Origin of the sequence: Streptomyces sp. NPDC058307 (genome assembly GCF_042880295.1) — a bacterium.
Taxonomy (GTDB): domain Bacteria; phylum Actinomycetota; class Actinomycetes; order Streptomycetales; family Streptomycetaceae; genus Streptomyces.
In genome coordinates, this window is sequence record NZ_JBHVYZ010000070.1 from 1 (window position 1) to 24,531 (window position 24,531).

Sequence of the window (24,531 nt, forward strand, 5' to 3'; positions counted from 1 at the left end):
ACGGTGCTCGCGGTCACCCACGACCGCTGGTTCGCGCGGTCCTTCGACCGGTTCCTGGTCTTCGGCTCGGACGGGCGGGTGCGTGAGACGGCGGAGCCGGTGTGGGACGAACGACGCGTGGAACGGGCCCGGTGACCGCCGGTCACCGGGCCCGTCCGAGGCTGCTCAGGTCCAGCGCAGCAGGGCGCCCAGACCGCCCACCGGCGCCTCCTCGGCCACCGGTGGCACCGACAGCGCCGATGCGCCCGTTGCCACCGCCGACCTGATCAGCGCGTCGTCCGCGCGCACCGACCAGGAGTTCTGCTCACCGAGGATCTTCAGATCCGTACGGCGGACCGCCAGCTGGTCCGGGTCCTCGCCGACCCACACCTCGCGGTGCGCGTCGGGCCCGTCCGGGCGGATCAGGAGTTCGTCGATACGGTGCTCACGCGCGGCCTCCACCAGCGCGGGCACGCCCTCCACGGCCCCCGGACGGCCGTCGTCACCCGGCGTGCGGGCCGCGAGGAACCGTTCCAGCTCCCGCTCCGCGCGCCGCCGTACATGCTCGGTACGGGCCCGCTCCACATCCTCGTCGAGCAGCCGGCTCCCGGCCCCGTGCTCCGCCTCCACGACCCGGTCGTGCAGGTGCTTCGGCAGCCGCTCGTGCACCGCCCGCTTCTCCCGCTCGTCACCGACCAGGATCAGCAGGTCGGCACCGGTCTCCTCCTGGCAGACGGCGAGCGCGTCGGCGATCTCGCCCGCGTTGTGCTCCCACGTGTTCTCCACCCGCAGCTGGAAGTGCCGCTCTGACCAGTCGGCGCTGCTCGTCCGGTGGACGGGCCACTGCCTGCCGGTGACCGACCCGGCGGCCTGCCGGCCGAGCGCCCCGCGCAGCTCGAAGTCGGCGCCCTTGCGGTCGACGTACGCCACCACGCACACCGGGTCCTCGCCGGCCAGCTCCAGCAGGGGCGCGGTGTGCGGCAGCGGGGCCCAGCGGACCAGGCTGCCCTCGGGGGACCTGGTCAGCGGCGGGTCCAGGACGACCTGGCCGGCCCGCGCGAAGACGGCCCGGCCGTGCGGTTCGGACGAGTGCCGCAGCTCCTCCAGCGCCTCGCGCACGGCCACGCAGGTCGCCTCGTCGGCGCCCTGGGTGGACAACTCGCGGGAGACCGCGAGCGCCGCCAGATGCTGTTCGTGGGGGGTGTCCTCGGTAGGGCGGGGGGCGTCGACGTACACGGAGGCCCAGTGGCCCGGATGTTCGTAGAGTGGATGCAGGAAAGCGAGATCCATGTTTCCCTCCCGGATGCCGCTCGGGGCGGTGCGGTAATGCTCGCCGGGCGGGTACCCGAAGCGCATGAACGAACACGACGAGCGGGACACCACCATGACCGGAGTCGACCCCAGCACCTTGGACGACCAGCAGCTCATGAAAGAGCTGGAGACGATCCACCGCACCCGGCACGAGACGCTGCTCCACGGCTCGAACGACGCGCTCGGTGCCCACAACGAGCGCATGGCCCGGCTGGAGGGCGAGTACCTGCGCCGCCACCCGCGCCGGACCGTGGCCGCGGGCCGTACCCGTGAGGGCGCCCGGGAGCGCGGGGCGGGGGACTCGGCGACCCCGGCGCTGGACTGACCGGGCCGCTGGACCGACCGGGCCGACCGCTCCCGGAACCGACGGTGACCTGCCGACCACATGGTCAGCAGGTCACGATGGTCAGCAGGTCACGCCCATGAACGTGACTGGGCCTTGATCAGGCGGCCGACTTGGAGAACACGTCGAGGAAGGTCTCGCAGAACGCCTTCAGGTCGTCCGGCTTACGGCTGGTGACCAGCTTGTTGTTGCCGTGGTCGCAGACCTTCACCTGCTCGTCCACCCAGGTGGCGCCCGCGTTGCGGAGGTCCGTCTGCAGACTCGGCCAGGAGGTCAGCACCCGGCCCCGTACGACGTCCGCCTCGACGAGCGTCCACGGCGCGTGGCAGATCGCGGCCACCGGACGTCCCTGGGTGAAGAAGTCCCGTACGAACCCCACGGCCTTCTCGTCCGTCCGCAGGAAGTCCGGGTTGGCCACCCCGCCGGGCAGCACCAGCGCGTCGAAGGAGTCCGCGGACGTCTCGCCCACCACCTCCTGCACGGGGAAGGTGTCCGCCTTGTCGAGATGGTTGAACGCCTGGATCTCGCCGGACTTCGTCGACACGAGCACGGGCTCGTGCCCCGCGTCCACCACCGCCTGCCACGGATCGGTGAGCTCGACCTGCTCGACGCCCTCGGGCGCGGTCAGAAACGCGATGCGCATGACGATTCAAGGTCCTTTCCTGGAAAGTTCTTCTGTGACTCCCGGATCCGCTGCGACTGCCGGATCCGCGCGGCTGATGTCGGCCAGCGCCGATCCCGGGTCCCGGGCCTCGGCGATGTCCGAGAGCGTCACGATGCCGACGGGCAGGCCGTCCTCGACGACCGGCAGCCGCCGTACGGCATGGGCCCGCATCAGGGCGACCGCCTGCGTCACCGGGTCACCGGGGGCGACCGTCAGCGGATCCGGCGTGCACACCGACTGCGCGCTCACCGTCAGCGGGTCGACGCCGTCGGCGACGGCCCGGACCGTGATGTCCCGGTCGGTGAGCACCCCCACCACGCGCTGACCGTCGGCCACGACGACATCGCCGATGTCCTGCGCGCGCATCAGGCGCGCCGCCTCGACCAGCGAGGCGTCCGGGCGGACGGCCACCACACCGGGCGTCATCACATCCCTGACGAGGTCCGCCGTCACCGGGTGCCCTCCGTCCGGGTCAGCGCCTGCGCGAGCTCCTGGACATTGGTGTAGTTCTCCTTGCGCGGCAGTTCCTCCACCGCCTCCACGAGTGGGTCGGGGGCGTGTTCGTGGCGCAGCACCCGCACCAGCTCCACGGGGGTGGCGGGGAACGAGCTGCGGCCCAGGATCCGGGCCAGCTCCAGCCGGACGGTCTCCAACGACGCCCCGTCGCTGCCCGGCGCCACGGGCCCGCCCCACACCTGCGGATCGTCGTCGGCGGTCGGCTCCGGGTCGTTCCACTCCTCGCTGCGGGTGGGATGCCCGGAGCGGAGCAGACCCTGGAGTTCGTGCTTCATCTCGTCGTCACGGTGGCGGCTCAGCCTGTCGCTGCCTCGCTGCATGACTCCCTCCACATCTTCGGGTCCGCCCCGCGTACCCGTGCACCGGGGGCCGACACCGGGTTTGCCGGACCGAAGCGGGGAGACCCGATCCGGACCCCCCGCGCACCTCCCCTGGGAAGGACATGGCGATGGTCGTCCTCGCCGCGCTCATACCGATCCTCATGCTCGCCGCGGTGCTCGCGCTCGGCCGGTACGAGGAACTGATGCTCCCCGAGCCGAAGGGCGACCGGCTCGAACCGGCCGCCCTCCCGACGGCTACTTCTCCCGCCCCGGCAGGAACTCCTGCACCTTCGCCTTGAAGCCCTGCTTCACCATGGACGCCCGGTCGGCGTCGCCCTTGAGGACCGCGGCGGCCGTGGCCTCCATCTGCTCCCAGGTGGCGTGCGGCGGGATCGGCGGTACGGCCGGGTCGGTGAGGAACTCGAGGACCGCGGGCCCGTCCGCCTGCAGCCCTGCCCGCCAGGCCGCCTCGACGTCCTCCGGCTTCTCCACCCGGATCCCGGTCAGACCAAGGGAGCGGGCGAACGCGGCGTACTGCACGTCCGGGAGCTGCTGCGAGGGCAGGAAGGACGGGGCGCCCTCCATGGCCCGCATCTCCCAGGTGACCTGGTTGAGGTCGTGGTTGTTCCAGATGGCGACGATCAGCCGCGGGTCCTCCCACAGATCCCGGTACTTGGCCGCGGTGATCAGTTCGGCCATGCCGTTCATCTGCATCGCCCCGTCCCCGACCAGCGCGATCGCCGGCCGGTCCGGGTGCGCGAACTTAGCGCCGATGGCGTACGGCACCCCGGGGCCCATCGTCGCCAGCGTGCCGGACAGCGACGAGCGCATGCCGGGCCGCATGGTCAGGTGCCGGGCGTACCAGTTGGCCGTGGAACCGGAGTCCGAGGTGACGATCGCGTTGTCGGGCAGCAGCGGGTCGAGGACGTGCGCCACGTACTCCGGGTTGATCGGGTCGGCGGACTGCTGCGCCCGCCGCTCCATCACCTCGCGCCAGCGCGAGACGTTGCCGCACACCGTGTCGTACCACTTACGCCCGCCGCGCTCCACGTCCAGCATCGGGATCAGCCGCTGCAGCGTCGCCTTCGCGTCGCCGACGAGGTTCACCTCGTACGGATAGCGCATGCCGACCATGTGCGGGTCGATGTCGATCTGCACACCGCGCGCCTTGCCGAACTCCGGCAGGAACTGCGTGTACGGGAACGACGAGCCGATGGTCAGCAGGGTGTCGCAGTCCCGCATGAGTTCGTACGACGGACGCGTGCCCAGCAGGCCGATCGAGCCGGTGACGTACGGGAGTTCGTCGCTCAGCGCGTCCTTGCCGAGCAGCGCCTTGGCGACGCCCGCGCCCAGCAGTTCGGCGATCCGCTCCACCTCGGCCCGCGCCCCCGCCGCGCCCTGGCCGATCAGGATCGCGGGCTTCTCACCGGAGTTGAGGATCTCCGCGGCCCGCTCCAGCGACTCCTGCGACGGCACCGCCGTCCAGGCGCTGCGGTCCAGGCTGGAGGGCACCATCTTGAACTCGTGCGTGGGCGCCGAGTAGTCGAGCTCCTGCACGTCCCCGGGGATGATGATCGCCGTGGGACAGCGGCGGGCGTACGCGGTGCGGATCGCCCGGTCCAGGACGTTCGGCAGCTGCTCGGGGACCGTCACCGTCTCCACGAACTCCGAGGCGACGTCCTTGTACAGCGTGTGCAGGTCCACCTCCTGCTGGTACGACCCGCCCATCGCGGTGCGGTGCGTCTGCCCCACGATCGCCAGCACCGGCACATGGTCCAGCTTGGCGTCGTACAGCCCGTTGAGCAGGTGGATCGCGCCGGGCCCCGAGGTCGCCGCGCACACGCCGATGCGGCCGCTGAACTTGGCGTAACCGACCGCCTCGAACGCGGACATCTCCTCGTGCCGGGACTGCACGAACCGCGGCTTGTTGTCGGCCCGGCCCCAGGCCGCCAGCAGACCGTTGATGCCGTCGCCCGGATAGCCGAAGACATGGTCCACACCCCACTCGCGCAGCCGCTCGAGGATGTGATCGGACACCTTGGTGCTCATGGGCTGACCTCCCGGATCTGGATGGCACAGGCAGCAGCCCTACGAGTCACCCTGCACGCCACCGGAAAACCTGCCCCGGGTTTGTCCCGCGGGGCCGGGGGCAGGCGCACTCACAGTGCTTCGGACCGGAGGCACCTCCGTGAAAGCGGCGATCGACCGCCACGGCCTCGCCCGTCCGCACCCGGACGCGCTCCCGACGTCGATCGTCCACCCGAGCACGATCCGGGGAGCTGCGACGCAGATGCCCACTCCAGTGAGCGCGAAGCACCACCCGCACGACGACGCACCCGACACGGCCGAAGCCTTCCGCAGGCTCGCCGGACTGCCCGCCGGACCCGAGCGCGACACCCTGCGCGGACAGGTCGTCGAGGCCTGGCTGCCCATGGCCGACCGGCTCGCCCGACGCTTCCGCGGCCGCGGCGAGAACTACGACGACCTGCGCCAGGTCGCCGCCCTCGGCCTGGTCAAGGCCGTCGACCGCTACGACCCCGCACGCGGCAACGCCTTCGAGAGCTACGCCGTCCCCACCGTCACCGGTGAGATCAAGCGGCACTTCCGCGACCACATGTGGACCCTGCACGTGCCGCGCCGCGTCCAGGAACTGCGCAACCGCGTCCGCCTCGCCTCCCAGGACCTCGCCCAGACCATCCCGGGACGCAGGCCCACCGTCGCCGAGATCGCCGAGCACGCGAACCTGAGCGAGGAGGACGTCCTGGCGGGCCTGGAGGCCCTGGAGAGCTTCACCGCCCTCTCCCTCGACGCCGAACTGCCCGGCAGCGAGGACGGCCACTCGCTCGCCGACGCCCTCGGCTCCTTCGATCCCGCCCTGGACACGGTCGTCGACCGCGAGTCCGTCAAGCCCCGGCTGGCCGCCCTGCCCGAGCGGGAGCGCGCCATCCTCTACATGCGTTTCTTCGACGACATGACCCAGAGCCGGATCGCCGAGCAGCTCGGCATCTCCCAGATGCACGTGTCCCGGCTGATCAACCGCTGCTGCGGCCGGCTGCGCGAGCAGATCATGCGCGACGCCGCGGGCAGCTGACGGCCGGGCACCGACTTCTACGGCGCCCGGCGTCTACGGGGCCGGGCGTCCACGGCGCCCGGCGTCACCCGCTCGGCCCTTCCCGTCCCGCCAATGGCCTCCGGCCGCGCGCGGGACTGCGGGGGCCGGGCTGTGATGGCCGTGGGTGCGACCGTCGTGCCCCGGTCCAGTCGTCGAGACCCCGAACGCCCGACGACGGGCCCCGCAGCCGTCGGCCGAAGGAGTCCACCCCATGCGCCGCACCGCCCGTCTCCGGGCCCTGTCCGTCGTCCTCCCCGCGCTCTGGATCACCCTGGGCGCCGCCGCGCCGCGCGCCTTCGCGGACCCGGCCGCGGAGGTCAGCCCGAGCAGTGTCCAGCCGGGCGGCAGCGTCACCGTGTCCGTCACCTGCGATCCCGGCACCGGAACACCGCCGGCCACCCTCGACGCCACCTCCGAGGCCTTCGAGTCGCAGACCGTACGGCTGCAGCTGGTGTCCGGCAGCGACGACAAGGTCTCCGGCCCCGCCTACAGCGGCACCGCGCGCGTGGCCGCCGACCCGGCACTGGAGGACGGTGCCGGCGGTGTCGGCTCCGACTCGGCGTGGACCGTCGACGGCACCTGCCCGACCGCGGACCGCGCACCGGGCAAGGCCTGGAGCGCCACCTTCACCGTCACCGGTGGAGCCGGCGCGGGGGCCGCCACCGACAGCAGCCATCGCCCGTGCCCCGAGCCGCGCACCGAACCCAGCACCCCGTCGTGGGCCGAGCCGAGCAAGGAGCCGCGCACCGAACCCAGCACCGAGTCATGGACCGAGCCGAGCACCGGGTCACGGGCCGAGCCGAGCACCGGGTCACGGGCCGGGACCTGCGACACCGCGGCCGTCCAGAGGCCCGTGCACGCCGGTCAGGGCGGCAGCTTCACCGACTCCGTGCCCGCCCTGGTCGCCGGCGGTCTGCTGATCGCTGGAGCCGCCGCGGGCGCCGTGTACCGGCTGCGCCGCAAGGCCCCCGCGACGGATCTCTGAGAACGAAACCTCAGGTCCGTGTGACAGGCGCAACCCGCGCGGGCGCCCATGGGCCGGCGGCCCCGTGGGTACTCGGAGCGCGAGGAGCGCCCCGGGCGCGAAGGAGACGACACGGCGGACCGGGCGAGTCACCGGACAGCGTCATACGGAGGTGACCATGCGGACCGACCCGGAGGACCACGGCCCCGTCCGCTACGGTCCTCCACTGCCCGAGGACGGGCTGCCGGTCCTGCCCGAACTCACCGCCGTCCTCGCCGCGGCGGCCGCCCGCTCCCACGCCGAACCGGTCGGTGGCGGCACCCCGCTCCTGGAGGCCGCCTGCGCCTACGCGGCCCGGCGCGGCCTGCCCGCCGAACCCGGCCACATGGCCGCCGCCCCGGGCGCCCCCGCCCTCCTGCTCGCCCTGACCGCCGCGCTCGGCGGCGACGTCCTGGTACCCCGCCCCTGCGCCGCCTGGTGGGCGCCGTACGCACGCCTGTTGGGCAGACGCGTCTTCCACGTGGCGACACCGGCCGAGTGCGGCGGTGTCCCGGATCCCTACGCCCTCCTGGAGACCGTGCGCCGGGTGCGCGCCGAGGGCGGTGACCCACGGCTGCTGGTGCTGTCCGTCGCCGACGACCCCACCGCCACCGTCGCCCCGCCCGAGGTGCTGCACGAGGCCGTGGAGGCCGCCGCGGGGGAGGGCCTGCACCTGGTCAGCGACGAGACCTGGCGCGACACCGTGCACGCCCCGCACGAGACGGTCTGGCTCAGCCCCGCCGAGATGCTGCCCGAGCGGGTCACCGTCGTCACCGACCTGGCCGGCAGCCTGCTTCCGACCGGCTGGCCGGCCGCCTTCGCCCGCTTCCCGGCCGACGGCAGCGGCGACGGCCTCCGCGCACGCGTGCTGGACATCCTGACCGCCCTCGACGCCCGCATCGCCGCCCCCGTCGCGGCGGCCGCCGCCCACGCCCTCACCGAGCCCGAACCGGTCACCGCCCGCCGCACCGCCGTCGGACACCTCCACGCGCGCGTGGCCGCCGCGGCGCACTCCGTGGTCGTCGGCGCGGGCGCGCTGTGCCGGCCCCCGCGGGCCGGCCGCCATCTCTACGTCGACCTCGGCCCGCTGCGCCCCGCGCTCACCGCGCGCGGGGTCTCGGACGCCCAGGACCTGGAGGACTTCCTCACCGCCCGGCTCGGCATGCCCGCACCCGGCGGCCACCGCTTCGGCGACGACCTCGGCGCGCTGCGCGTACGGCTGTCCACCGGCCCCCTGCTCGGCGGCTCCGACGAGGAACGCGCGGAATGCCTCACGTCACCCACGCCGTTGGAACTGCCACAGGTGCAACGCGCGTTGATCACCCTGGAGTCGGTCTTCGACGACCTCCGCGACGACGCTCAGCGATGGGAGCCTCCTCGATGACGCAGCAGTCCGAGTCGACCACCAGCACGCGAGTGGCCGACGAGCCCCCGGCCCCCTCCTCGTTCGCGCCCCCGTCCCCGCCGCTCGCCGAACCCCGCCCGCTGGGTGAGCGCCGAGTGTGGTCGAGGTCCTTCCACCACCGCCTGACCGCCCCGCTGCCCGGCCTGAAGGCCATGGCCCGCTTCGCCCGCGAGGGCGCCGTACGCCCCGGGCCCGAGGGCCTCGCCGACATCCCGAAGCTGCCCTACGCACCCGCCCCGCTCCCCGCCGTCGACGCCCGCACGGTCGCCGTCTCCTGGGCGGGACACGCCAGTTGGGTGGTGCGGATCGGCGGCCTGACCGTCCTCACCGACCCGGTCTGGTCCCGTCGCATCCTCGGCACCCCGGCCCGCATCACTCCCGTCGGCATCGACTGGAACGCCCTGCCGCCCATCGACGCGGTCGTCATCAGCCACAACCACTACGACCACCTGGACGCCCCGACCCTGCGCCGACTGCCGCGCGACACCCCGGTGTTCGTGCCGGCCGGCCTGGCCCGCTGGTTCCACCGCCGCCGCTTCACCGCGGTGACCGAGCTCGACTGGTGGGAGGCGGCCGAACTGGACGGCGTCCGCTTCGACTTCGTCCCCGCCCACCACTGGTCCAAGCGCTCCCTCACCGACACCTGCCGCACCCTGTGGGGCGGCTGGGTCCTCACCGCCCAGGACGGGCAGCGCGTCTACTTCGCGGGCGACACGGGGTACGGCCACTGGTTCTCCCGCATCGGCCACCGCTACCCCGGCATCGACCTCGCCCTCCTGCCCATCGGCGCCTACGACCCCCGCTGGTGGCTCAGCGACGTGCACTGCGACCCGGAGGACGCGGTGCGAGCCGCCCAGGACCTGGGCGCCCGCCGCATGGCCCCCATGCACTGGGCGACGTTCGTGCTGTCGGCGGAGCCGGTGCTGGAACCCCTGACGCGGGTGCGGGAGGCGTGGGCGAAGGCGGGCCTGCCCCGCGAGGACCTGTGGGACCTGCCGGTCGGCGGGTCACGGGTGCTGGAGCGACCGTAGGAGCGCCCTTGGCAGGCTCCCCGGGAGCATCGGTGGCGCGCGTCCCCGGGAGCATCCGCGGCAGCGTCCCGCGGACGCTCCCGGCATCCGCGGACAGCGTCCGCAGGAGCACCCCCTGGCAGCGTCTCCTGAACACCCCTTGCAGGGTCCCAGGGAGTATCCGCGACGCGTCCTCGGGAGCGCTCCCGGAAGCATCCGCCGGAGTACCCCGAAGCATCCGAGGCAGCGTCCGCAGGAGCATCCCCGGAAGCACACCCCCGGCAGCGTCCCCCGGAAACACCCTTGGCAGGGTCCCCGGAGCACGCGCGGCAGCGCCGCTGGGAGGGTCCTCAGGGCACCCCTGTCAGTGTCCTCAAAGACGCGTCCAGCAGTGTCCCTAGGAGCGGACCCGCTTCCACACCGTCGGTGCCGCGCTCATCGCCACGGTCAGTGCGACCGCCGCGAGCACTCCCTCCCAGGGTTCCTTGAACAACGACCCGCCCAGGATCCCGATCAGCTGATACGTCACGGCCCAGGCCAGACAGGCCGGCAGATTCCCGCGGATGAACCGCCGCAGCGGCCACTCCGCCATGAGGCAGGCCAGCATCACCGGAATCCGCCCCGCCGGCACCAGCCGGGACAGCACGAGGACGGCCACCCCGTGGTCGGCCAGCTTCCCCTGGGCCTGCGAGAGCCGCTCCTCCGGTGCCCGGGAGCGGAGCGCCTTCAGCCACCGCGAGCCGTTCTTCGACTTCATCCCACGCCGCCCCAGCCAGTACAGGGCGATGTCCCCGAGGAACGCGGCGAGGGAGGCCGTGAGGAACACGAACAGCAAAGACAGGGGCGCCGTCTGATGGAACGCCACGACGGCCGCCGAACTCACCAGAGCACCCGTAGGCACCACCGGCACCAACGCCCCCAGAAACACCAGCAGGAACAGGGTCGGATACCCGATCGCCCCTCCCGCGGCCACGGGTGTCGCCCCCGTGGTGGCGGCCGCGAGCCAGGTCACCGCGCAACCCCCAGCCGCACGCTCTCCCCGTGCTCCAGCCGGTGCACATCCACTCCGGGCGCGAACTCCGCCGCCAGCCGCACGAACTCCGCGCCCGGCGCGTGGAACTCGTGCGGCCGCACCGCGTCCATCCCGATCGGCCAGTACGTCCCGTAGTGCACCGGCACCGCACTGTGCGGCTCCAGCCGGGCCAGCGCCTGGGCCGCCCGCCCCGCGTCGAGGTGCCCCTCCCCGAGGTACGGCCCCCATCCGCCGACCGGCAACAGCGCCACGTCGACCGGCCCGACCTCCTTGGCCATGTCGTCGAACAGCCCGGTGTCCCCGGCGAAGTACGTCCGCGCCGAGCCCTCGACGACGAAACCGAGCGCGGGGGAGCGGTGCGGCCCGACCGGCAGCCGCCGCCCGTCATGCCACGCGGGCACCACGCGTATCAGGAGGTCGCCGACGCGCCGCTCGTCACCGGGCACCACCTCGTCCACCCGCAGGTCGGTGAGCCGGCGCAGCCCCGGCACCTGGCGTGGTGCGCCCCGGGGCACGAGCAGGTGCGTGCCCGGCTCCAGCCGCGCCAGGGAGGGAACGTGCAGATGGTCGGCGTGCAGATGGGAGACGAGGACCACGTCCGCACGCCGGGCCTCGGGCGGGGGTACCGGTCCACGGCGCCGGCGCAGATGCGCGAGCCGGCGGGCGAACAGAGGGTCGGTGAGGACACGTACGTCCGAATCCGTGACCGTGCAGGTGGCGTGACCCCACCAGGTGATCTCCACCGGCACCTCTTTGCCTCCTTCGCGCGACTCCCCGAAGCCTACGGGCTGGAGTATGGTCGGCGGCGAAACCCGGAGGTGAGGGGGACACCATGGGAGCGGTCCGTGTCACGGCGATCGCGAGTCTGACGCCGCTGGAGGAACTGGACGCCGATCCCTTCCTGGTGGACTCCCGCAGCCAGCACGCGATGTGCGCGCGCTGGGCGGCGGAGCGGGGGTACACCGTGCGGCGGGAACTGCTGGTGCGCGCCCTGCGCGCCGACCACTGCGTGCTGTGGGACGGGGTGCGGGCCGGGCGGGACCTCTTCGTCGCCCCCAGCCGGCGGGTCCTGGAGAGCGCCTTGTCCTCCGTGGAGGAGTTCACCGCCGAATGCGCCCGCCGCGGGGTGCGGGTCGAGACGGTGGGCTTCGCGGAACCCCTCTACGACGCCCAGATGAAGGCCAGGGTGCACCGCAGGCTGTCGATGCCGACGGCGGGATACGACGGACGCTGACTGTCCGACCCGTATGACACGCTGGGCCCAGCGCCCGCACCGACGACGGGCCAGGACGTGAGGTGTGCGGGGCGTGGGTGCGGCGCGTTGGCGGCGGGTGGCCAGTCAGGTGGGGCGGAGCGTCACGGTATGGGTCGTCTCGACCCTGACGATGCTGGTGCTGGCCGGTATCCTGCCGGACTTCCGGCTCCAGTCCCCGACCGGTGACAGCGCGACCCGGATCGCGGTCACCGCGGCGTTCGGCGCCGGCGCCTTCGGTGTGCTGTCGGCCGTCGTATGGCCGCTGCTGGTCCGGCTGTTCCTGCTGGTGCCGACGCTGGTGCTCGGGCTCCTCGTCTTCTTCCTCAACGGGGCGCTGCTGCTGCTCGCCCTGCGCCTGAACCCCGCCGAGCGCGGCGACGCCGCCCCGGAGACCGCGGTCGTGGTCGCCGCCGTGATGTCCGCGGTCGCCTCCGCCACCGGCGGCGCCCTCGCGGTGCGCGACGACGACGCCTACCGGCGCCGCCTGTACCGTCTCGCCGACCGCCGCCGCAGAAGGGGCCCCGTCGGCCCGGCCACGCCCGGCACGGTCTTCCTCCAGCTCGACGGCGTCGGCCACGACGTCCTGCTGGCCGCGGTCGGCAAGGGCCTGATGCCCACGATCGCCCGCTGGATGGGGCACAGTGACACCCCAGGCCGCGGTGTGCGCCCCACCCACCGGCTCACCTCCTGGCGCACCGACTGGTCCAGCCAGACCGGCGCCAGCCAGCTGGGCATCCTGCACGGCAGCAACCACGACGTCCCCGCCTTCCGCTGGTACGAGAAGGACCGCGGCGAGGTGATGGTCTGCAACCGCCCGACCAGCGCCGTCGAACTCCAGCAGCGGGCAGTGGAACAGGCGGGACACGGCGGACTGCTCACCGTCGACGGCGCGAGCCGCGGCAACCTCTTCTCCGGCGGCGCCGAGGAGCAGGCCCTCGTCCTGTCCATCGCCACCCGCCGCCGCAGCCGGGAGACCCGCTCCCGGGCCGGCTACTTCGCCTACTTCTCCGACCCGGCCAACGCCGTCCGCACCGCCCTGTCCTTCGTCGCCGAGGTCGGCCGCGAGATCGGCCAGTCGACCCGCACCCGGGCCCGCAAGGAGCGCCCGCGGGTGGGCCGCGGGGGCCTGTACCCGCTGGTCCGCGCCTTCGCGACCGTCGTGGAGCGCGACGTCGTGGTCGCAGCCGTGATGGGCGACATGCTCGCAGGCCGTACGGCCGTCTACGCCGACCTCGTCGCCTACGACGAGGTCGCCCATCACTCCGGCCCGACCAGCCGCGACGCCGCGAAGGTCCTGGAGCGGCTGGACCGCTCGCTCGCGCTGATCGGGAACGTCGCCGAGCACGCCCCGCGCCCGTACCGGATCGTCGTCCTCTCCGACCACGGCCAGAGCCCCGGCGAGACCTTCCGCACCCGCTACGGGCTCACCCTCGGCGACCTGGTCCGGGCCGGCTGCGGGCTGCCCGTGTCGCGCAAGGCCGAGCGCACCCACAGCGGGGCCGAGGCCCGCGCCGCCGTCCGCGCCGCACTGCGCCGGCCGGGCAAGGAGCGGCGCGACCAGTACCGGCCCGCGCGCGACTCCGAGCCGATCGTGCTGGCCTCCGGCAACCTCGGCCTTGTCTCCTTCCCCGACGTCCACCACCGGATGACCAAGGAGGAGATGGACGCGCGCCACCCGGCGCTGCTGCCCACCCTCGCCAACCATCCCGGCATCGGGTTCCTCCTGGTGCGCAGCGAGGAACACGGCGGGGTGGTGCTGGGACCGTTCGGCACGGAGATCCCACTGGAGCAACTGGACGAGAAACCGGGGCCGTTGGCCGACTTCGGGCCCGGCGCGGTCGAGGCGGTACGGCGTACGCACTCCTTTCCGCACACCGCCGACATCATGGTCAACTCGTGGTACGACCCGGCGGAGGGGGAGGTGCTGGCCTTCGAGGAGCAGATCGGGTCGCACGGTGGTCTTGGTGGGGCCCAGGGCAAACCGTTCCTGCTGTCACCGCTCGCCCTGTCCGCGCCGCCCGAGGAACTCGCCGGGGCGGAACGGGTCCACGACGTGCTGCGGGGATGGCTCGACGAAGCGGGCGGCCCCCAAGTGCCCCTGGTGACCGAGGGCGGCGCGGACGAGCGGGCCGCCTGAAAATCGGCTGCGCCGACCGGGGTCCGCGCTCACACTGTTCGAGTCCCCCTCTCGAACACTTTCTGGAGCCACCGCTTTGCAGGCTGCCGTCACCGTCTCGCCCTCCCGCATCCCCGACCTCCTCCTCGGCCTCGCCACCGTGCGGCCCGTCTTCGTCTGGGGCGCCCCCGGTATCGGCAAGTCCTCCCTCGTCAGGGAGTTCGCCGCCTCGCTGGGCCTGGAGTGCGTGAGCCTGATCGGCACGCAGCTCGCTCCCGAGGACCTGATCGGGGTGCCGCAGATCCGGGACGGGCGCTCGGTGTTCTGCCCGCCCCAGTCCATCGCGCGCGACGAGCCGTACTGCCTGTTCCTGGACGAGCTGAACGCGGCCACCCCGGATGTGCAGAAGGCGTTCTACTCGCTGATCCTGGACCGCCGTATCGGCGACTACGAACTCCCCAAGGGCTCCATCGTCATCGGCGCCGGCAACCGCGCCACCGACAACGCCCTGGCCCGGCCCATCGCCTCCGCCCTCGTCAACCGCCTCACTCATGTCCACCTGGAGGCGTCCGCGAAGGACTGGCTGGTCTGGGCCGCCGAGCACGGCATCCATCCCTGGATCCTCGACCACCTCACCGACCGGCCCGACCACCTGTGGTCCAAGCCGCCGAAGACCGAGGAGCCCTTCTCCACGCCCCGCTCCTGGCACATGCTCTCCGACGCGCTGCACTCCTTCGGTCCGGACCTCGACGAGGACACCCTGAAGGTCCTCGCGCACGGCACGCTGACGCCCCGGCACGCGAGCGCGTTCTGCGGCTACGTCAAGATCGTGCGCAGCCGGTTCGGCATCGAGGCGATCGTCAAGGGCGACGCCCGCTGGCCGAACCGCCTCGAGGACCGCGACCTGCTCTACTACCTCGCCGAGTCCTTCCGCGGCCGTCTGATCAAGGAACTCCCGGTCAGCAAGGAGCACATGTCGGCGAACGGCCGGCAGACCGCGTACCGCGCCAAGTCGCTGCTGGTCCAGCTCGCCGAGATCTCCGTCGAGGTCGCCCAGACCGTCATCGCCGCAGGCGACGACGGCAACCCCGTACTGCCGTCCTGGTTCCTCGTCGAGGCGGCCCGGGACATGCCCCGGCTGGTGGAGGCGCGGCGGTGAGCCGCCGCCCCGAAAAGAGGAAGAAGCGCGACCTCGCGGGCGAGGCGTTCGCCGAGGGAATGCGGCTCATGCGGGCCAACCCGGCGCTCGCGGCCGTCGAGTTCGACGTCTGCCGCCGGCCGGACTGCCGGTTCGCACCCCGTGACGGGCTCGTGGTCGTCGACTCCGACGGCGACCTGCACGCCCACCCCGACCTCCCCCGCGCTCGAACAGACTCGCGCGGGGGGACCCCCACCGCCGAGCCCGCCGCCTGGGCCTGGGCGCTCGCCCACGCCGTCCTCCACCTCGGCTTCGGACACGTCCCGGCGGTCAAGGGCGAACGCACCCAGCCCGACCGCTTCGACCTCGCCGCCCGTTGCCTCGTCGTCAACCGCTTCCTGCTCGGCTTCCGCGTCGGCCGGGCCCCCGAGCACCTGCCCGCCTCCTACCCCGACGGCGACGAGGAGCAGCTCGCCGCCCGCTGGCGGCGCGACGGCATCCCGGCCGTCTACGAACACTGCGGTACGGCGGGCCCCGACCCCGACCAGCTGCTGCTCAGGTGGACGGGCTGGTCCCAACCGCCCGACTGGCAGCTGGCGTTCGCCACCGCCCTGACCCGGACCGTGTCGGCGGCGATGGACATGGCGGGCGGCCGCCGCGACTCCCTCACCGGGGAAGTGGCCCCCCAACGCCCCTGGCAGCAGGCCCTGAGCTGGTTCATCTCCTCCTATCCGCTGCTCGGCGGCATCGCGGCCGGCATCACCCTGGTCGCCGACGCCGAACTCGCCCGCGCCCACGGCATCGCGATCGCCGCCGTCAACGCCGAGGCCGCTGAGATCTACATCAACCCGCTGCGCCACTTCGACGACGAGGAATGGCGGTTCATCCTCGCCCACGAGATGCTCCACGCCGCCCTGCGCCACGGCGACCGCTGCGGCACCCGCGACCCCTACCTCTTCAACATCGCCTGCGACTACGTCATCAACGGCTGGCTGACCGAGATGCGCATCGGCACCATGCCCGAGGGCCTGCTCCACGACCCGGAGCTCACCGGCCTCTCCTCCGAGGAGGTCTACGACCGCATCGCCGGCGACCTGCGCCGCATGCGCCGCCTCGCCACCCTCCGCGGCAAGGGCGCCGGCGACATCCTCGGCGGCCCGCTCGGCTCACCGCGCGACTACGTCGACCTCGACGAGTTCTACCGCCGTGGCCTCGCCCGTGGCCTCGACCTGCACCAGCGGCAGGAGCGCGGGTTCCTGCCCGGCGGCCTGGTCGAGGAGATCCGCGCCCTCAGCCACCCGCCGCTGCCCTGGGACGCGCAACTCGCCCGCTGGTTCGACGAGTTCGTCCCCAGCCCACAGCCCGTGCGGTCCTACGCCCGTCCCGCGCGCCGCCAGTCCTCCACCCCCGACATCCCGCGCGCCGGCCGCCACTTCCCGCCCGAGGAGGTCGCCCGCTGCACCTTCGGCGTGGTCCTGGACACCTCCGGGTCGATGAGCCGCACCCTGCTCGGCAAGGCACTCGGCGCCATCGCCTCGTACGCCGAGGCCCGGGACGTACCCGCCGCCCGGGTCGTGTTCTGCGACGCGGCCCCGCACGACGCCGGCTACCTGCCCGTGACCGAGATCGCCGAACGGGTCCGGGTGCACGGCCGCGGCGGCACCGTCCTGCAGCCCGGCATCGACCTGCTGCACCGCGCCGACGACTTCCCCGCGAGCGCGCCCGTGCTGGTGATCACCGACGGTTGGTGCGATGTGCTGCGGGTGCGGCGCGAGCACGCCTATCTGATCCCGCAGGGGGCCAGGCTGCCGTTCACCGCACGCGGGCCGGTCTTCCGCGTGAGCTGAGCGTAGTGTGATCGGATGGTTCCCGTACCCCCGTCAACGGGACCACACGAAAGGACTGACCGTGGCTACCACGCGCTCCGCACACACCGTCTGGGAAGGCAACCTCCTCGAGGGGAGCGGTGTCGTCGACTTCGACTCCTCCGGTGCCATCGAGGCACAGCCGGTCACGTGGGCCTCGCGCTCCCAGGACGCGAACGGCAAGACCAGCCCCGAGGAGCTGATCGCCGCCGCGCACTCCAGCTGCTTCTCCATGGCGCTGTCGCACGCCCTGGACGGTGCGGGCACCCCGCCCACCAAGCTCATCACCTCGGCCGACGTCTCCTTCCAGCCGGGTGAGGGCATCACCGGCATCCACCTCACCGTCGAGGGCACCGTGCCGGGCCTCGACGAGGAGGGCTTCGCCGCCGCCGCGGACGACGCCAAGGCCAACTGCCCCGTCAGCCAGGCCCTGAAGTCCGTCCCGATCACCTTGGACGCCAAGCTCGCCTGAACCCAAGGCGCCGGGTCGCGCAGGCCGCTCGTCCGGGGCGGTCTGCGCGACGCGTGGTTCGGGGGCCGGTCCGGTGGTGCGAAAGGGAACGCGATGACTGTGGGAACGGCCGGCGGTACGGCGGCACTCGACTCCGGCACCCGTGAACTCACCCGTGTCGTCGTCCTGTTCAGCCTCACCGGCCGACTGGACCCGGGGCGGCCCGCGCTGGGCACCCTCGTCGACACCTTCGACTTCGGCCGCTTCGCCCTCCACCTGACCTCCAGCGAGGCGGTGCTGCCGGTGCCGGTACTCGTCGAGGACGTGGCCCCCGAGGAGCTGCGGCTGCCACACGGCGGCCACGGACTCGACCTGGCGTCCGTCGAGATCGCCGTCCTCGCCACCCCGCGCGGGGACATCACCCTGGCCCTGGACTGCGGATTCGCCGGACAGACGCCTCCCACCGCCCTCGCCGCGTGGCTCGCCGACACCTGCTTCGACCGGGACCGGATCACGCTCGACGGCACAGCCCTGCTCGACGCGCTGGGCGGCCGGCTCGCCCCGCGGGAGCCACTCGCCTTCGGCCAGAACGTCCACCAACTGGTCTTTCCCGGCGGCGACTTGGAGAACGACCTGCTGGGCCCCGACGAGATCCGCCCGCCCACCCTGCTCAACGAGATCGTGTACCGCGGCCGGCTGTCCACGTCCGGGCCGCCCCACCTCCACCGCCACGGCCGCACCCTCTCCGCGCACGGCCGCGGGGTCTCCGTCCACGCCGGCTGGGCCGGGCACGTGGAGAACGGCCTGATCCTGGTCGCCGTCGGCATCGTCTCCGCCCTCGCCGTCCTGCAGCGCACCCGGCTGGCCGCCTTCGAGACCATGCGCGCCAACGAACAGGCCGCGGCCGAGTCGCCGTACGAGATCCGCAGGCTGATCTCCCGGCTCTCCGACGGGGTGAACGAACTCCAGCTGGACCTGGCCTTCGGCGTCGAGGCGTACGTCGACAGCCTGCTGATCCCCGAGATGGTCATGGAGGCGTTCCAGTCCTCGCTGCGCGACGCCCTCGGCATCCCCGACAGCCTGGACAACTCCGCGAGGATGGTCGAGCGTCTGACCTCGGTGATCAGCGCCCGCTCGGCCGCTCTGCAGGCCCAGCTCGCCGAGCGCGACGACCGCAGGGACCGTACGGTGTCGGCGCTTGTCGCGGTGGCCACCGGCATCGCCCTGCCGCCGACGCTGCTGCTGGCGTTCTTCGGGGCCAACGCCTCCGACGTCGACAGCCGGCGGTCCATCTTCGACGCCCACTACCTCCCGGCCTACCTGCTGGCCTGGCTTCCCTTCATCGCCCTCGCCGGGATCGGATACCTCCTGCTCAGACGGGTCAGCAAGCGCTCCGGCGCGCTGCTGGCGACCCCGACGGCCGCCCCGGTGCCCGCCCCGCGGTCACCGTCCCACCCACAGTCCGGAAGCTGAGAGGCGCACGCCACGACGTCCGGCGTACGGCTGACGGGGCCTTCGTCCTCCACCACGACCCCCGGGCGGGGTGCACCGGTCCGCGTCTCGGCGAGATCACCCACGCTGAGCTCAGCGAACGGGCCGCTCGTCCCATGCGGTCGTCGACGAGGGTGATGTCGCTGATCGCGGGGAAGCCGGTCGCTCATTTACGAGCTGCTCGACCGGGCGGTCGCCCTGCTCGGCACGGACGGCTTCGTCGCCACGACCCTGGAGGACCGTTCCGTCGCGGTCGTCGCCCGGGCCTTCCCCGGGTGCGCACCGCGCTGTCCCTGGGGCGCGACCGCAAGGAGATCGCCCCGTCCCGCCTCGCCGACACCCGGCTCAGCGGGCTCCTGCCGATGCGCCGGGTGCGCGCCTGCGGCGCGAGCGGGGTCGCCGTGCACCAGCGGCCGGCCCGGGCCAACCTGCTGATCACCGACCGGCCGCGGCGGGCCGTCGCGCTGCGCGCGGAACGGCACGAGGAGCGTTCGCTGGGGTACCCGTCCCACTGAGCAGGTGGTGCAATTCCCTGGTGGACATCCCTGGCGGAAGGGGACAGCGATGGGACGTGCGGTCGGGATCGATCTCGGTACCACGAACTCGGTGGTGGCCGTGCTGGAGGGCGGTGAACCCACGGTCGTCGCCAACGCGGAGGGAGCCAGGACCACACCGTCGGTCGTGGCCTTCGCCAAGAACGGCGAGGTACTGGTGGGCGAGGTCGCCAAGCGGCAGGCCGTGACCAACGTCGAGCGCACCGCGCGCTCGGTGAAGCGGTACATGGGCGACACGAGCTGGCGCTTCCCGGACCAGGGCTCGATCGACGGCACCCGCTACCGGGCGCAGGAGCTGTCGGCGCGGGTCCTGCAGAAGCTCAAGCGGGACGCCGAGTCCTATCTCGGCGAGGACGTCACCGACGCCGTGATCACCGTGCCCGCGTACTTCGACGACACTCAGCGGCAGGCCACCAAGGAGGCCGGGGAGATCGCCGGCCTCAACGTGCTCAGGATCATCAACGAGCCCACGGCGGCGGCGCTGGCGTACGGCCTCGACCGGGGCGAGGAGCAGACGGTCCTGGTCTTCGACCTCGGCGGCGGCACCTTCGACGTGTCCCTGCTGGAGATCGGCGACGGGGTCATCGAGGTCAAGGCCACCAACGGCGACACGCATCTCGGCGGCGACGACTGGGACCACCGGATCGTGGAGCACCTGGTCAAACGCTTCAAGGGGCAGTACGGCGTCGACCTCGGCAACGACAAGATGGCGCTGCAGCGGCTCCGGGAGGGGGCCGAGAAGGCGAAGATCGAGCTGTCGTCGTCCTCCGAGACCACGATCAACCTGCCCTACATCACCGCCTCCGCCGAGGGGCCCCTGCACCTCGACGAGAAGCTGACCCGCGCGCAGTTCCAGGAGCTCACCGCGGATCTGCTCGACCGCTGCAAGACCCCCTTCCACCAGGCGGTCAAGGACGCGGGCATCAAGCTCTCCGCGGTCGACCACGTCATCCTCGTCGGCGGCTCGACCCGGATGCCCGCGGTGACCGACCTGGTCAAGGAGCTGACGGGCAAGGATCCGCACAAGGGGGTCAACCCCGACGAGGTCGTGGCGGTCGGGGCGGCGCTCCAGGCGGGTGTCATCCGCGGTGACGTGAAGGACGTCCTGCTGCTCGACGTGACGCCGCTGTCCCTGGGCATCGAGACCAAGGGCGGCATCATGACCAAGCTCATCGAACGCAACACCACGATCCCGACCCGCCGTTCGGAGATCTTCACTACGGCCACCGACAACCAGCCCTCGGTGGGCATCCAGGTGTACCAGGGCGAACGTGAGATCGCCGCGTACAACAAGAAGCTCGGCGTCTTCGACCTCACGGGTCTGCCGCCCGCGCCCCGGGGCGTGCCGCAGATCGAGGTCGCGTTCGACATCGACGCCAACGGGATCATGCACGTCTCGGCGAAGGACCTCGCGACCGGGCGCGAACAGAAGATGACGGTGACCGGCGGCTCGGCGCTCCCCAAGGACGACATCGACCGCATGATGCGGGAGGCCGAGCAGTACGCCGAGGAGGACCGCAACCGCCGCGAGGCCGCCGAGACCCGCAACCAGGGCGAGCAACTCGTCTACCAGACCGAGAAGTTCGTCCGCGAGAACGGCGACAAGATCTCCGCCGACACGAAGACGGAGGTCGAGTCGGCGGTCACCGAACTCAAGCGGCTCCTGGAGGAGAACGCCGACACGAACACCCTCCGGGGAGGCGTCGAGAAGCTCGCCTCCGTCAGCCAGAAGATGGGCCAGGAGATGTACGCCAAGGCCCAGCAGCAGGCCCCGCAGGAGTCCCCGCAGGACGAACCGGCCTCCCCGCCGCACGAGGAGGAGGGCGTGGTCGACGCGGAGATCGTGGACGACGAGAAGGACCAGGGGGACCCGAAGGACCAGCAGGGGTAGCGCCGTACGGGTCAGACCTTGCGCGCGACCCCCGCGTACACCGGCACGATGCCCTCCGCCTGGGCCGCCACGTCCTCGGGGCCCGGGCGCCAGCCCGACACCGGGATCACTCCGGGGCCGAGCAGCTCCAGGCCGTCGAAGAAGCGGGAGAACTCGGCGAGCGAACGAGGGAAGAAGGGGGTGCCGCTGCGGCGGAACTGCTCGGCGGCCTTCTCGATGGCCTCGGGGCTCAGATCGGGCGTGACCTGCGAGAGGATCACGTAACTGCCCGGGGCGAGCTCGGCGACGTACCGTTCGAGCAAGCCGTACGCGTCGTCGCTCAGGTAGTGGGTGAGCGCCACCAGGGACAGCGCGACCGGCTGAGAGAAGTCCAGGGTCTCGGCGGCCAGGCGCAGGATGGTGTCCGGGTCGCGGACGTCGGCGTGGACGTAGTTCGTGGCGCCCTCGGGGGTGCTGTGCAGGAGGGCCTGGGCGTGCCGGAGGACGATCGGGTCGTTGTCCGCGTACACGACCTTCGACTCCGGGGCGACCTCCTGTGCCACCTGGTGCAGATTGGGCTCGGTGGGAATGCCGGTGCCGATGTCGAGGAACTGGCGGATCCCGGCCTCGGCGGCCGTCCGTACCGCCCGCTGCATGAAACGGCGGTTGGCGCGCGCCCCGCGCATCACCGTGCCGTCCACGGCGAGGATCCGGCGGGCCAGTTCCTCGTCCACCGGGTAGTTGTCCTTGCCGCCCAGCCACCAGTCGTACACCCGGGCCGGGTGCGGCCGGCTGGTGTCGATGGCGGGGGCTGCGGCGTCGGATCCGGTCATGCGGTGTCTTCTCCCCTGTGGTGGGACCGGTGTGGTGGGCCCCAGTGGTCCGGTGATGCTGCTGCTCAGAAGTCCTCGCGGCGCTCCCGCAGCAGCTTCTTGGTGCGCTCCGCCGACGCGGCCCGCGCCGACATGTGGTCCAGCACCTCCAGGTGCGTGGCGACCTCCTGGCGGGAGTCGAGGTACAGCGCGCCCGTCAGGTACTCGGTGAAGACCAGGTCGGGCAGCTCCGGCTCGGCGAAGCGGAACAGCGAGAAGGGCGCGTACGTCCCCGGGTGCGGGCCCTGTTCGAACTCGCACACCTGGAGCGTGATCCGGTCGCGCTCGGCGAACTCCAGCAGCTTGTCCAGCTGTTCACGCATCACCTGGGAGCGGATGCTCACCGGGCGGCGCAGCACCGTCTCGTCCATGATCACCCACAGATGGGGTGCGTTCGGGCGCTCCAGCAGTTCCTGGCGGGCCATGCGCAGCGACACATGCCGCTCCACCGAATCAGGACCCACCTGCCCGATCGTCCCGGCCTCCATGACGGCACGCGCGTACTCCTCGGTCTGGAGCAGTCCCGGCACGAAGTGCGGCTCGTAGGAGCGGATGATGCCGGCCGCGCCCTCCAGGCTCACATACAGGCTGAACCACTCGGGCAGCACGTCGTGGAACCGCTGCCACCAGCCCGGTTTGTTGGCCTCCTCGGCCAGCTGGACGAAGGCCCCGACCTGCTCCTCGGGCACCCCGTACGTCTCGAGCAGCACCTGGACATACGGGATCTTCAGCGCGACCTCGGCCATCTCCATCCGCCGTACGGTCGCGGGGGCCACCCGCAGTACCAGCGCGGCCTCCTCACGCTTGAGACCGGCCGCCTCCCGCAGTTCCTGCAACCGTCTGCCGAGCACCACCTGGCCCACGGTCGGCGCAGGTCGCCGCTCACTCACGCCACGCCTCCCCTACGCGTCGAAGCTTGCGTGCAGTGTGCCATGTCCCGGTGCCGGTCACACCGGTCATGACCGCGAGTGAAGGTACTTCGCCGTCGCCGGGTCGGCCGGGAGAAACGTCTCGATGGCCAGTTCGGCGACGGTCACGTCCATGGGGGTGTTGAACGTGGACGTCGACGAGATGAACGACAGCGTCCGCCCCTCGTGCGCGATCCGCATCGGCAGCGCGAAGTAGGGGACCTGTCCGGCCTGTTGTCCGTCGTCGGACTCTTCCGGACCCGGCACCGGATAGGCCGCGACTTCCTCGTACAGTTCCCGCAGCGGTTCCGAGCGGCGCAGGGCGATCTGCCGTCGCATCTGGTCCAGCAGATGGCCGCGCCACTCCCGCAGGTTGCGGATGCGCGGGGCGAGGCCCTCGGGGTGCAGGGTGAGCCGCATGGTGTTGAGCGGGGGCCGGAGCAAGGACTCCGGGACGCCGTCGAGGAGCATCATGATCCCCCGGTTCGCGGCCACGACGTGATACCCGGCGTCGAACACCAGGGCCGGATAGGGCTCGTAGCCCTGGATCAGCCGCTCGATCCCCTCCCGCACGGCGTCCAGGGCAGGATCGTCCAGCGGGGTCTGAGGGAAGCGCGGGGCGTAACCGGCCGCGAGCAGCAGCGCGTTGCGCTCCCGCACCGGCACCTCCAGATGCTCGGCGAGCCGCAGCACCATCTCCTCGCTCGGGCGGGAGCGTCCTGTCTCGACGAAGCTGATGTGCCGGGCACTGGAGTCCGCCCGCAGCGCCAACTCCAGTTGACTGACCCGCCGTTGCTCCCGCCAGGCGCGCAGGAGGGGACCCACGCCCTGGCCGGGAGGGGTGGCTGAACCGGACTGGGCAGTGGTCATACGTACGACCGTAGTCGAGGAGCGGCGTACCCGGCCGAAGGTGTCCCCGGCCGACCACCGGAACCCTCCTGACCAGGGCAGCAGCGGCACACCTGTGGGACGCTGAGAACACCCGTGACCCCAAGGAAGGAGCGAGACCATGCCCGTCGAACCCCTGTCGCAGAAGGAGATCGAGGACCGGCTCGCGGAACTGCCGGGCTGGTCCGTCGACGACGTCCGTCTCACCCGCTCGTACCGCCTCGGCACCCACTTCGCCGCCACGGCGATGGTCGTGCACATCGCCCAGGTCCAGGAGGAGCTCGACCATCACTCCGACCTCACCCTCGGTTACAACACGGTCGCGCTGTCCGTGCACACGCACAGCGCGGGCGGTGCCCTCACGGAGAAGGACTTCGAGCTCGCGCAGCGGGTTCAGGCGCTCGCCGCCGGCCACGGAGCCCAGTGA

The 24,531-nt window shown here is 72.3% G+C and carries 25 protein-coding genes; 15 read left to right on the forward strand and 10 right to left on the reverse strand.

Annotated elements, in window-relative coordinates:
- Positions 1 to 165 precede the first annotated feature (165 nt).
- A complete protein-coding gene (locus tag ACFVYN_RS34505) occupies positions 166 to 1,269 on the reverse strand; it encodes a Vms1/Ankzf1 family peptidyl-tRNA hydrolase (protein ID WP_390005843.1) in 1,104 nt (367 codons plus the stop codon).
- A 64-nt stretch (positions 1,270 to 1,333) separates the two neighbouring features.
- Here ACFVYN_RS34505 and ACFVYN_RS34510 point away from each other — a divergent pair, with 64 nt between their 5' ends.
- Positions 1,334 to 1,615, forward strand: coding sequence for a DUF6158 family protein (locus tag ACFVYN_RS34510; RefSeq protein WP_390005845.1), 282 nt, complete (start codon positions 1,334 to 1,336; stop codon positions 1,613 to 1,615).
- 118 nt (positions 1,616 to 1,733) lie between these two features.
- Here the strand turns inward: ACFVYN_RS34510 and ACFVYN_RS34515 are convergent, their stop codons facing one another.
- Genes ACFVYN_RS34515 through ACFVYN_RS34525 form a run of 3 tightly spaced genes read right to left on the reverse strand, consistent with a single transcriptional unit; the run spans position 1,734 to position 3,133 of the window.
- Complete coding sequence (locus tag ACFVYN_RS34515; protein ID WP_390005847.1) at positions 1,734 to 2,276, reverse strand: type 1 glutamine amidotransferase domain-containing protein; 543 nt, start codon at positions 2,274 to 2,276, stop codon at positions 1,734 to 1,736.
- Positions 2,277 to 2,282: 6 nt separating this feature from the next.
- Positions 2,283 to 2,750 (reverse strand): CBS domain-containing protein, encoded by a 468-nt coding sequence (locus tag ACFVYN_RS34520; protein ID WP_390005849.1) that lies wholly within the window; start codon positions 2,748 to 2,750, stop codon positions 2,283 to 2,285.
- Positions 2,747 to 3,133 carry a DUF2795 domain-containing protein gene (locus ACFVYN_RS34525; protein WP_390005851.1) on the reverse strand — a complete coding sequence of 129 codons (387 nt, stop codon included), beginning with the start codon at positions 3,131 to 3,133 and terminating at the stop codon, positions 2,747 to 2,749. The genes ACFVYN_RS34520 and ACFVYN_RS34525 overlap by 4 nt, the downstream gene beginning before the upstream one ends.
- 122 nt (positions 3,134 to 3,255) lie before the next feature.
- On the opposite strand from ACFVYN_RS34525, the gene ACFVYN_RS34530 reads away from it, so the two are divergent.
- A complete protein-coding gene (locus ACFVYN_RS34530) occupies positions 3,256 to 3,432 on the forward strand; it encodes a hypothetical protein (RefSeq protein ID WP_390005852.1) in 177 nt (58 codons plus the stop codon).
- On the opposite strand, the gene ACFVYN_RS34535 is transcribed toward ACFVYN_RS34530, so the two are convergent.
- Complete coding sequence (locus ACFVYN_RS34535; protein ID WP_390005854.1) at positions 3,389 to 5,182, reverse strand: thiamine pyrophosphate-requiring protein; 1,794 nt, start codon at positions 5,180 to 5,182, stop codon at positions 3,389 to 3,391. The genes ACFVYN_RS34530 and ACFVYN_RS34535 overlap by 44 nt on opposite strands.
- Before the next feature lie 241 nt (positions 5,183 to 5,423).
- On the opposite strand from ACFVYN_RS34535, the gene ACFVYN_RS34540 reads away from it, so the two are divergent.
- The 4 genes from ACFVYN_RS34540 (at position 5,424) to ACFVYN_RS34555 (ending at position 9,684) form a co-directional block, all read left to right on the forward strand.
- Positions 5,424 to 6,224 carry an RNA polymerase sigma factor SigF gene (locus ACFVYN_RS34540; protein ID WP_390005909.1) on the forward strand — a complete coding sequence of 267 codons (801 nt, stop codon included), beginning with the start codon at positions 5,424 to 5,426 and terminating at the stop codon, positions 6,222 to 6,224.
- Positions 6,225 to 6,456: 232 nt separating this feature from the next.
- Entirely contained in the window at positions 6,457 to 7,230 is a 774-nt protein-coding gene (locus ACFVYN_RS34545) for a hypothetical protein (RefSeq protein WP_390005856.1), read from the forward strand.
- Positions 7,231 to 7,387: 157 nt separating this feature from the next.
- Positions 7,388 to 8,632, forward strand: a complete 1,245-nt coding sequence (locus ACFVYN_RS34550) for an aminotransferase class I/II-fold pyridoxal phosphate-dependent enzyme (RefSeq protein WP_390005858.1) — start codon at positions 7,388 to 7,390, stop codon at positions 8,630 to 8,632.
- Positions 8,629 to 9,684: an MBL fold metallo-hydrolase gene (locus ACFVYN_RS34555; RefSeq protein ID WP_390005860.1), complete on the forward strand. Its 1,056-nt coding sequence runs from the start codon at positions 8,629 to 8,631 to the stop codon at positions 9,682 to 9,684. Before ACFVYN_RS34550 ends, ACFVYN_RS34555 begins: the two co-directional genes overlap by 4 nt.
- Positions 9,685 to 10,060: 376 nt before the next feature.
- Here ACFVYN_RS34555 and ACFVYN_RS34560 read toward each other — a convergent pair whose 3' ends face one another.
- On the reverse strand, positions 10,061 to 10,675 hold the full coding sequence (locus tag ACFVYN_RS34560) for a DedA family protein (protein WP_390005862.1): 615 nt from the start codon (positions 10,673 to 10,675) through the stop codon (positions 10,061 to 10,063).
- Complete coding sequence (locus ACFVYN_RS34565) at positions 10,672 to 11,445, reverse strand: MBL fold metallo-hydrolase (protein ID WP_390005864.1); 774 nt, start codon at positions 11,443 to 11,445, stop codon at positions 10,672 to 10,674. Before ACFVYN_RS34565 ends, ACFVYN_RS34560 begins: the two co-directional genes overlap by 4 nt.
- Positions 11,446 to 11,528: 83 nt before the next feature.
- On the opposite strand from ACFVYN_RS34565, the gene ACFVYN_RS34570 reads away from it, so the two are divergent.
- The 8 genes from ACFVYN_RS34570 to dnaK all read left to right on the forward strand — a co-directional run bounded on the left by ACFVYN_RS34570 (position 11,529) and on the right by dnaK (position 21,457).
- Positions 11,529 to 11,930 (forward strand): hypothetical protein, encoded by a 402-nt coding sequence (locus ACFVYN_RS34570; protein WP_390005866.1) that lies wholly within the window; start codon positions 11,529 to 11,531, stop codon positions 11,928 to 11,930.
- Positions 11,931 to 11,994: 64 nt separating this feature from the next.
- A complete protein-coding gene (locus tag ACFVYN_RS34575) occupies positions 11,995 to 14,088 on the forward strand; it encodes a phage holin family protein (protein WP_390005867.1) in 2,094 nt (697 codons plus the stop codon).
- A gap of 76 nt (positions 14,089 to 14,164) precedes the next feature.
- Positions 14,165 to 15,226 (forward strand): ATP-binding protein, encoded by a 1,062-nt coding sequence (locus ACFVYN_RS34580; RefSeq protein ID WP_390005868.1) that lies wholly within the window; start codon positions 14,165 to 14,167, stop codon positions 15,224 to 15,226.
- A 59-nt stretch (positions 15,227 to 15,285) separates the two neighbouring features.
- Positions 15,286 to 17,052, forward strand: coding sequence for a hypothetical protein (locus ACFVYN_RS34585; RefSeq protein ID WP_390005911.1), 1,767 nt, complete (start codon positions 15,286 to 15,288; stop codon positions 17,050 to 17,052).
- A gap of 61 nt (positions 17,053 to 17,113) precedes the next feature.
- The gene (locus tag ACFVYN_RS34590) at positions 17,114 to 17,542 is read left to right on the forward strand and encodes an OsmC family peroxiredoxin (RefSeq protein ID WP_390005870.1); all 429 of its coding nucleotides are present in this window, start codon (positions 17,114 to 17,116) and stop codon (positions 17,540 to 17,542) included.
- A gap of 93 nt (positions 17,543 to 17,635) precedes the next feature.
- Positions 17,636 to 18,994: a hypothetical protein gene (locus ACFVYN_RS34595; RefSeq protein ID WP_390005872.1), complete on the forward strand. Its 1,359-nt coding sequence runs from the start codon at positions 17,636 to 17,638 to the stop codon at positions 18,992 to 18,994.
- Positions 18,995 to 19,287: 293 nt separating this feature from the next.
- Positions 19,288 to 19,527 carry a hypothetical protein gene (locus ACFVYN_RS34600; RefSeq protein ID WP_390005874.1) on the forward strand — a complete coding sequence of 80 codons (240 nt, stop codon included), beginning with the start codon at positions 19,288 to 19,290 and terminating at the stop codon, positions 19,525 to 19,527.
- A 49-nt stretch (positions 19,528 to 19,576) separates the two neighbouring features.
- The gene (gene dnaK / locus ACFVYN_RS34605) at positions 19,577 to 21,457 is read left to right on the forward strand and encodes a molecular chaperone DnaK (RefSeq protein WP_390005876.1); all 1,881 of its coding nucleotides are present in this window, start codon (positions 19,577 to 19,579) and stop codon (positions 21,455 to 21,457) included.
- Between the two features lie 11 nt (positions 21,458 to 21,468).
- Here dnaK and ACFVYN_RS34610 read toward each other — a convergent pair whose 3' ends face one another.
- The 3 genes from ACFVYN_RS34610 to ACFVYN_RS34620 all read right to left on the reverse strand — a co-directional run bounded on the left by ACFVYN_RS34610 (position 21,469) and on the right by ACFVYN_RS34620 (position 24,086).
- Positions 21,469 to 22,269, reverse strand: a complete 801-nt coding sequence (locus ACFVYN_RS34610; protein WP_390005878.1) for an SAM-dependent methyltransferase — start codon at positions 22,267 to 22,269, stop codon at positions 21,469 to 21,471.
- A 65-nt stretch (positions 22,270 to 22,334) separates the two neighbouring features.
- A complete protein-coding gene (locus ACFVYN_RS34615; RefSeq protein ID WP_390005880.1) occupies positions 22,335 to 23,198 on the reverse strand; it encodes a helix-turn-helix domain-containing protein in 864 nt (287 codons plus the stop codon).
- Between the two features lie 66 nt (positions 23,199 to 23,264).
- Positions 23,265 to 24,086, reverse strand: coding sequence for a helix-turn-helix domain-containing protein (locus ACFVYN_RS34620; protein ID WP_390005882.1), 822 nt, complete (start codon positions 24,084 to 24,086; stop codon positions 23,265 to 23,267).
- 139 nt (positions 24,087 to 24,225) lie between these two features.
- Here ACFVYN_RS34620 and ACFVYN_RS34625 point away from each other — a divergent pair, with 139 nt between their 5' ends.
- Positions 24,226 to 24,531: a 4a-hydroxytetrahydrobiopterin dehydratase gene (locus ACFVYN_RS34625; RefSeq protein ID WP_390005884.1), complete on the forward strand. Its 306-nt coding sequence runs from the start codon at positions 24,226 to 24,228 to the stop codon at positions 24,529 to 24,531.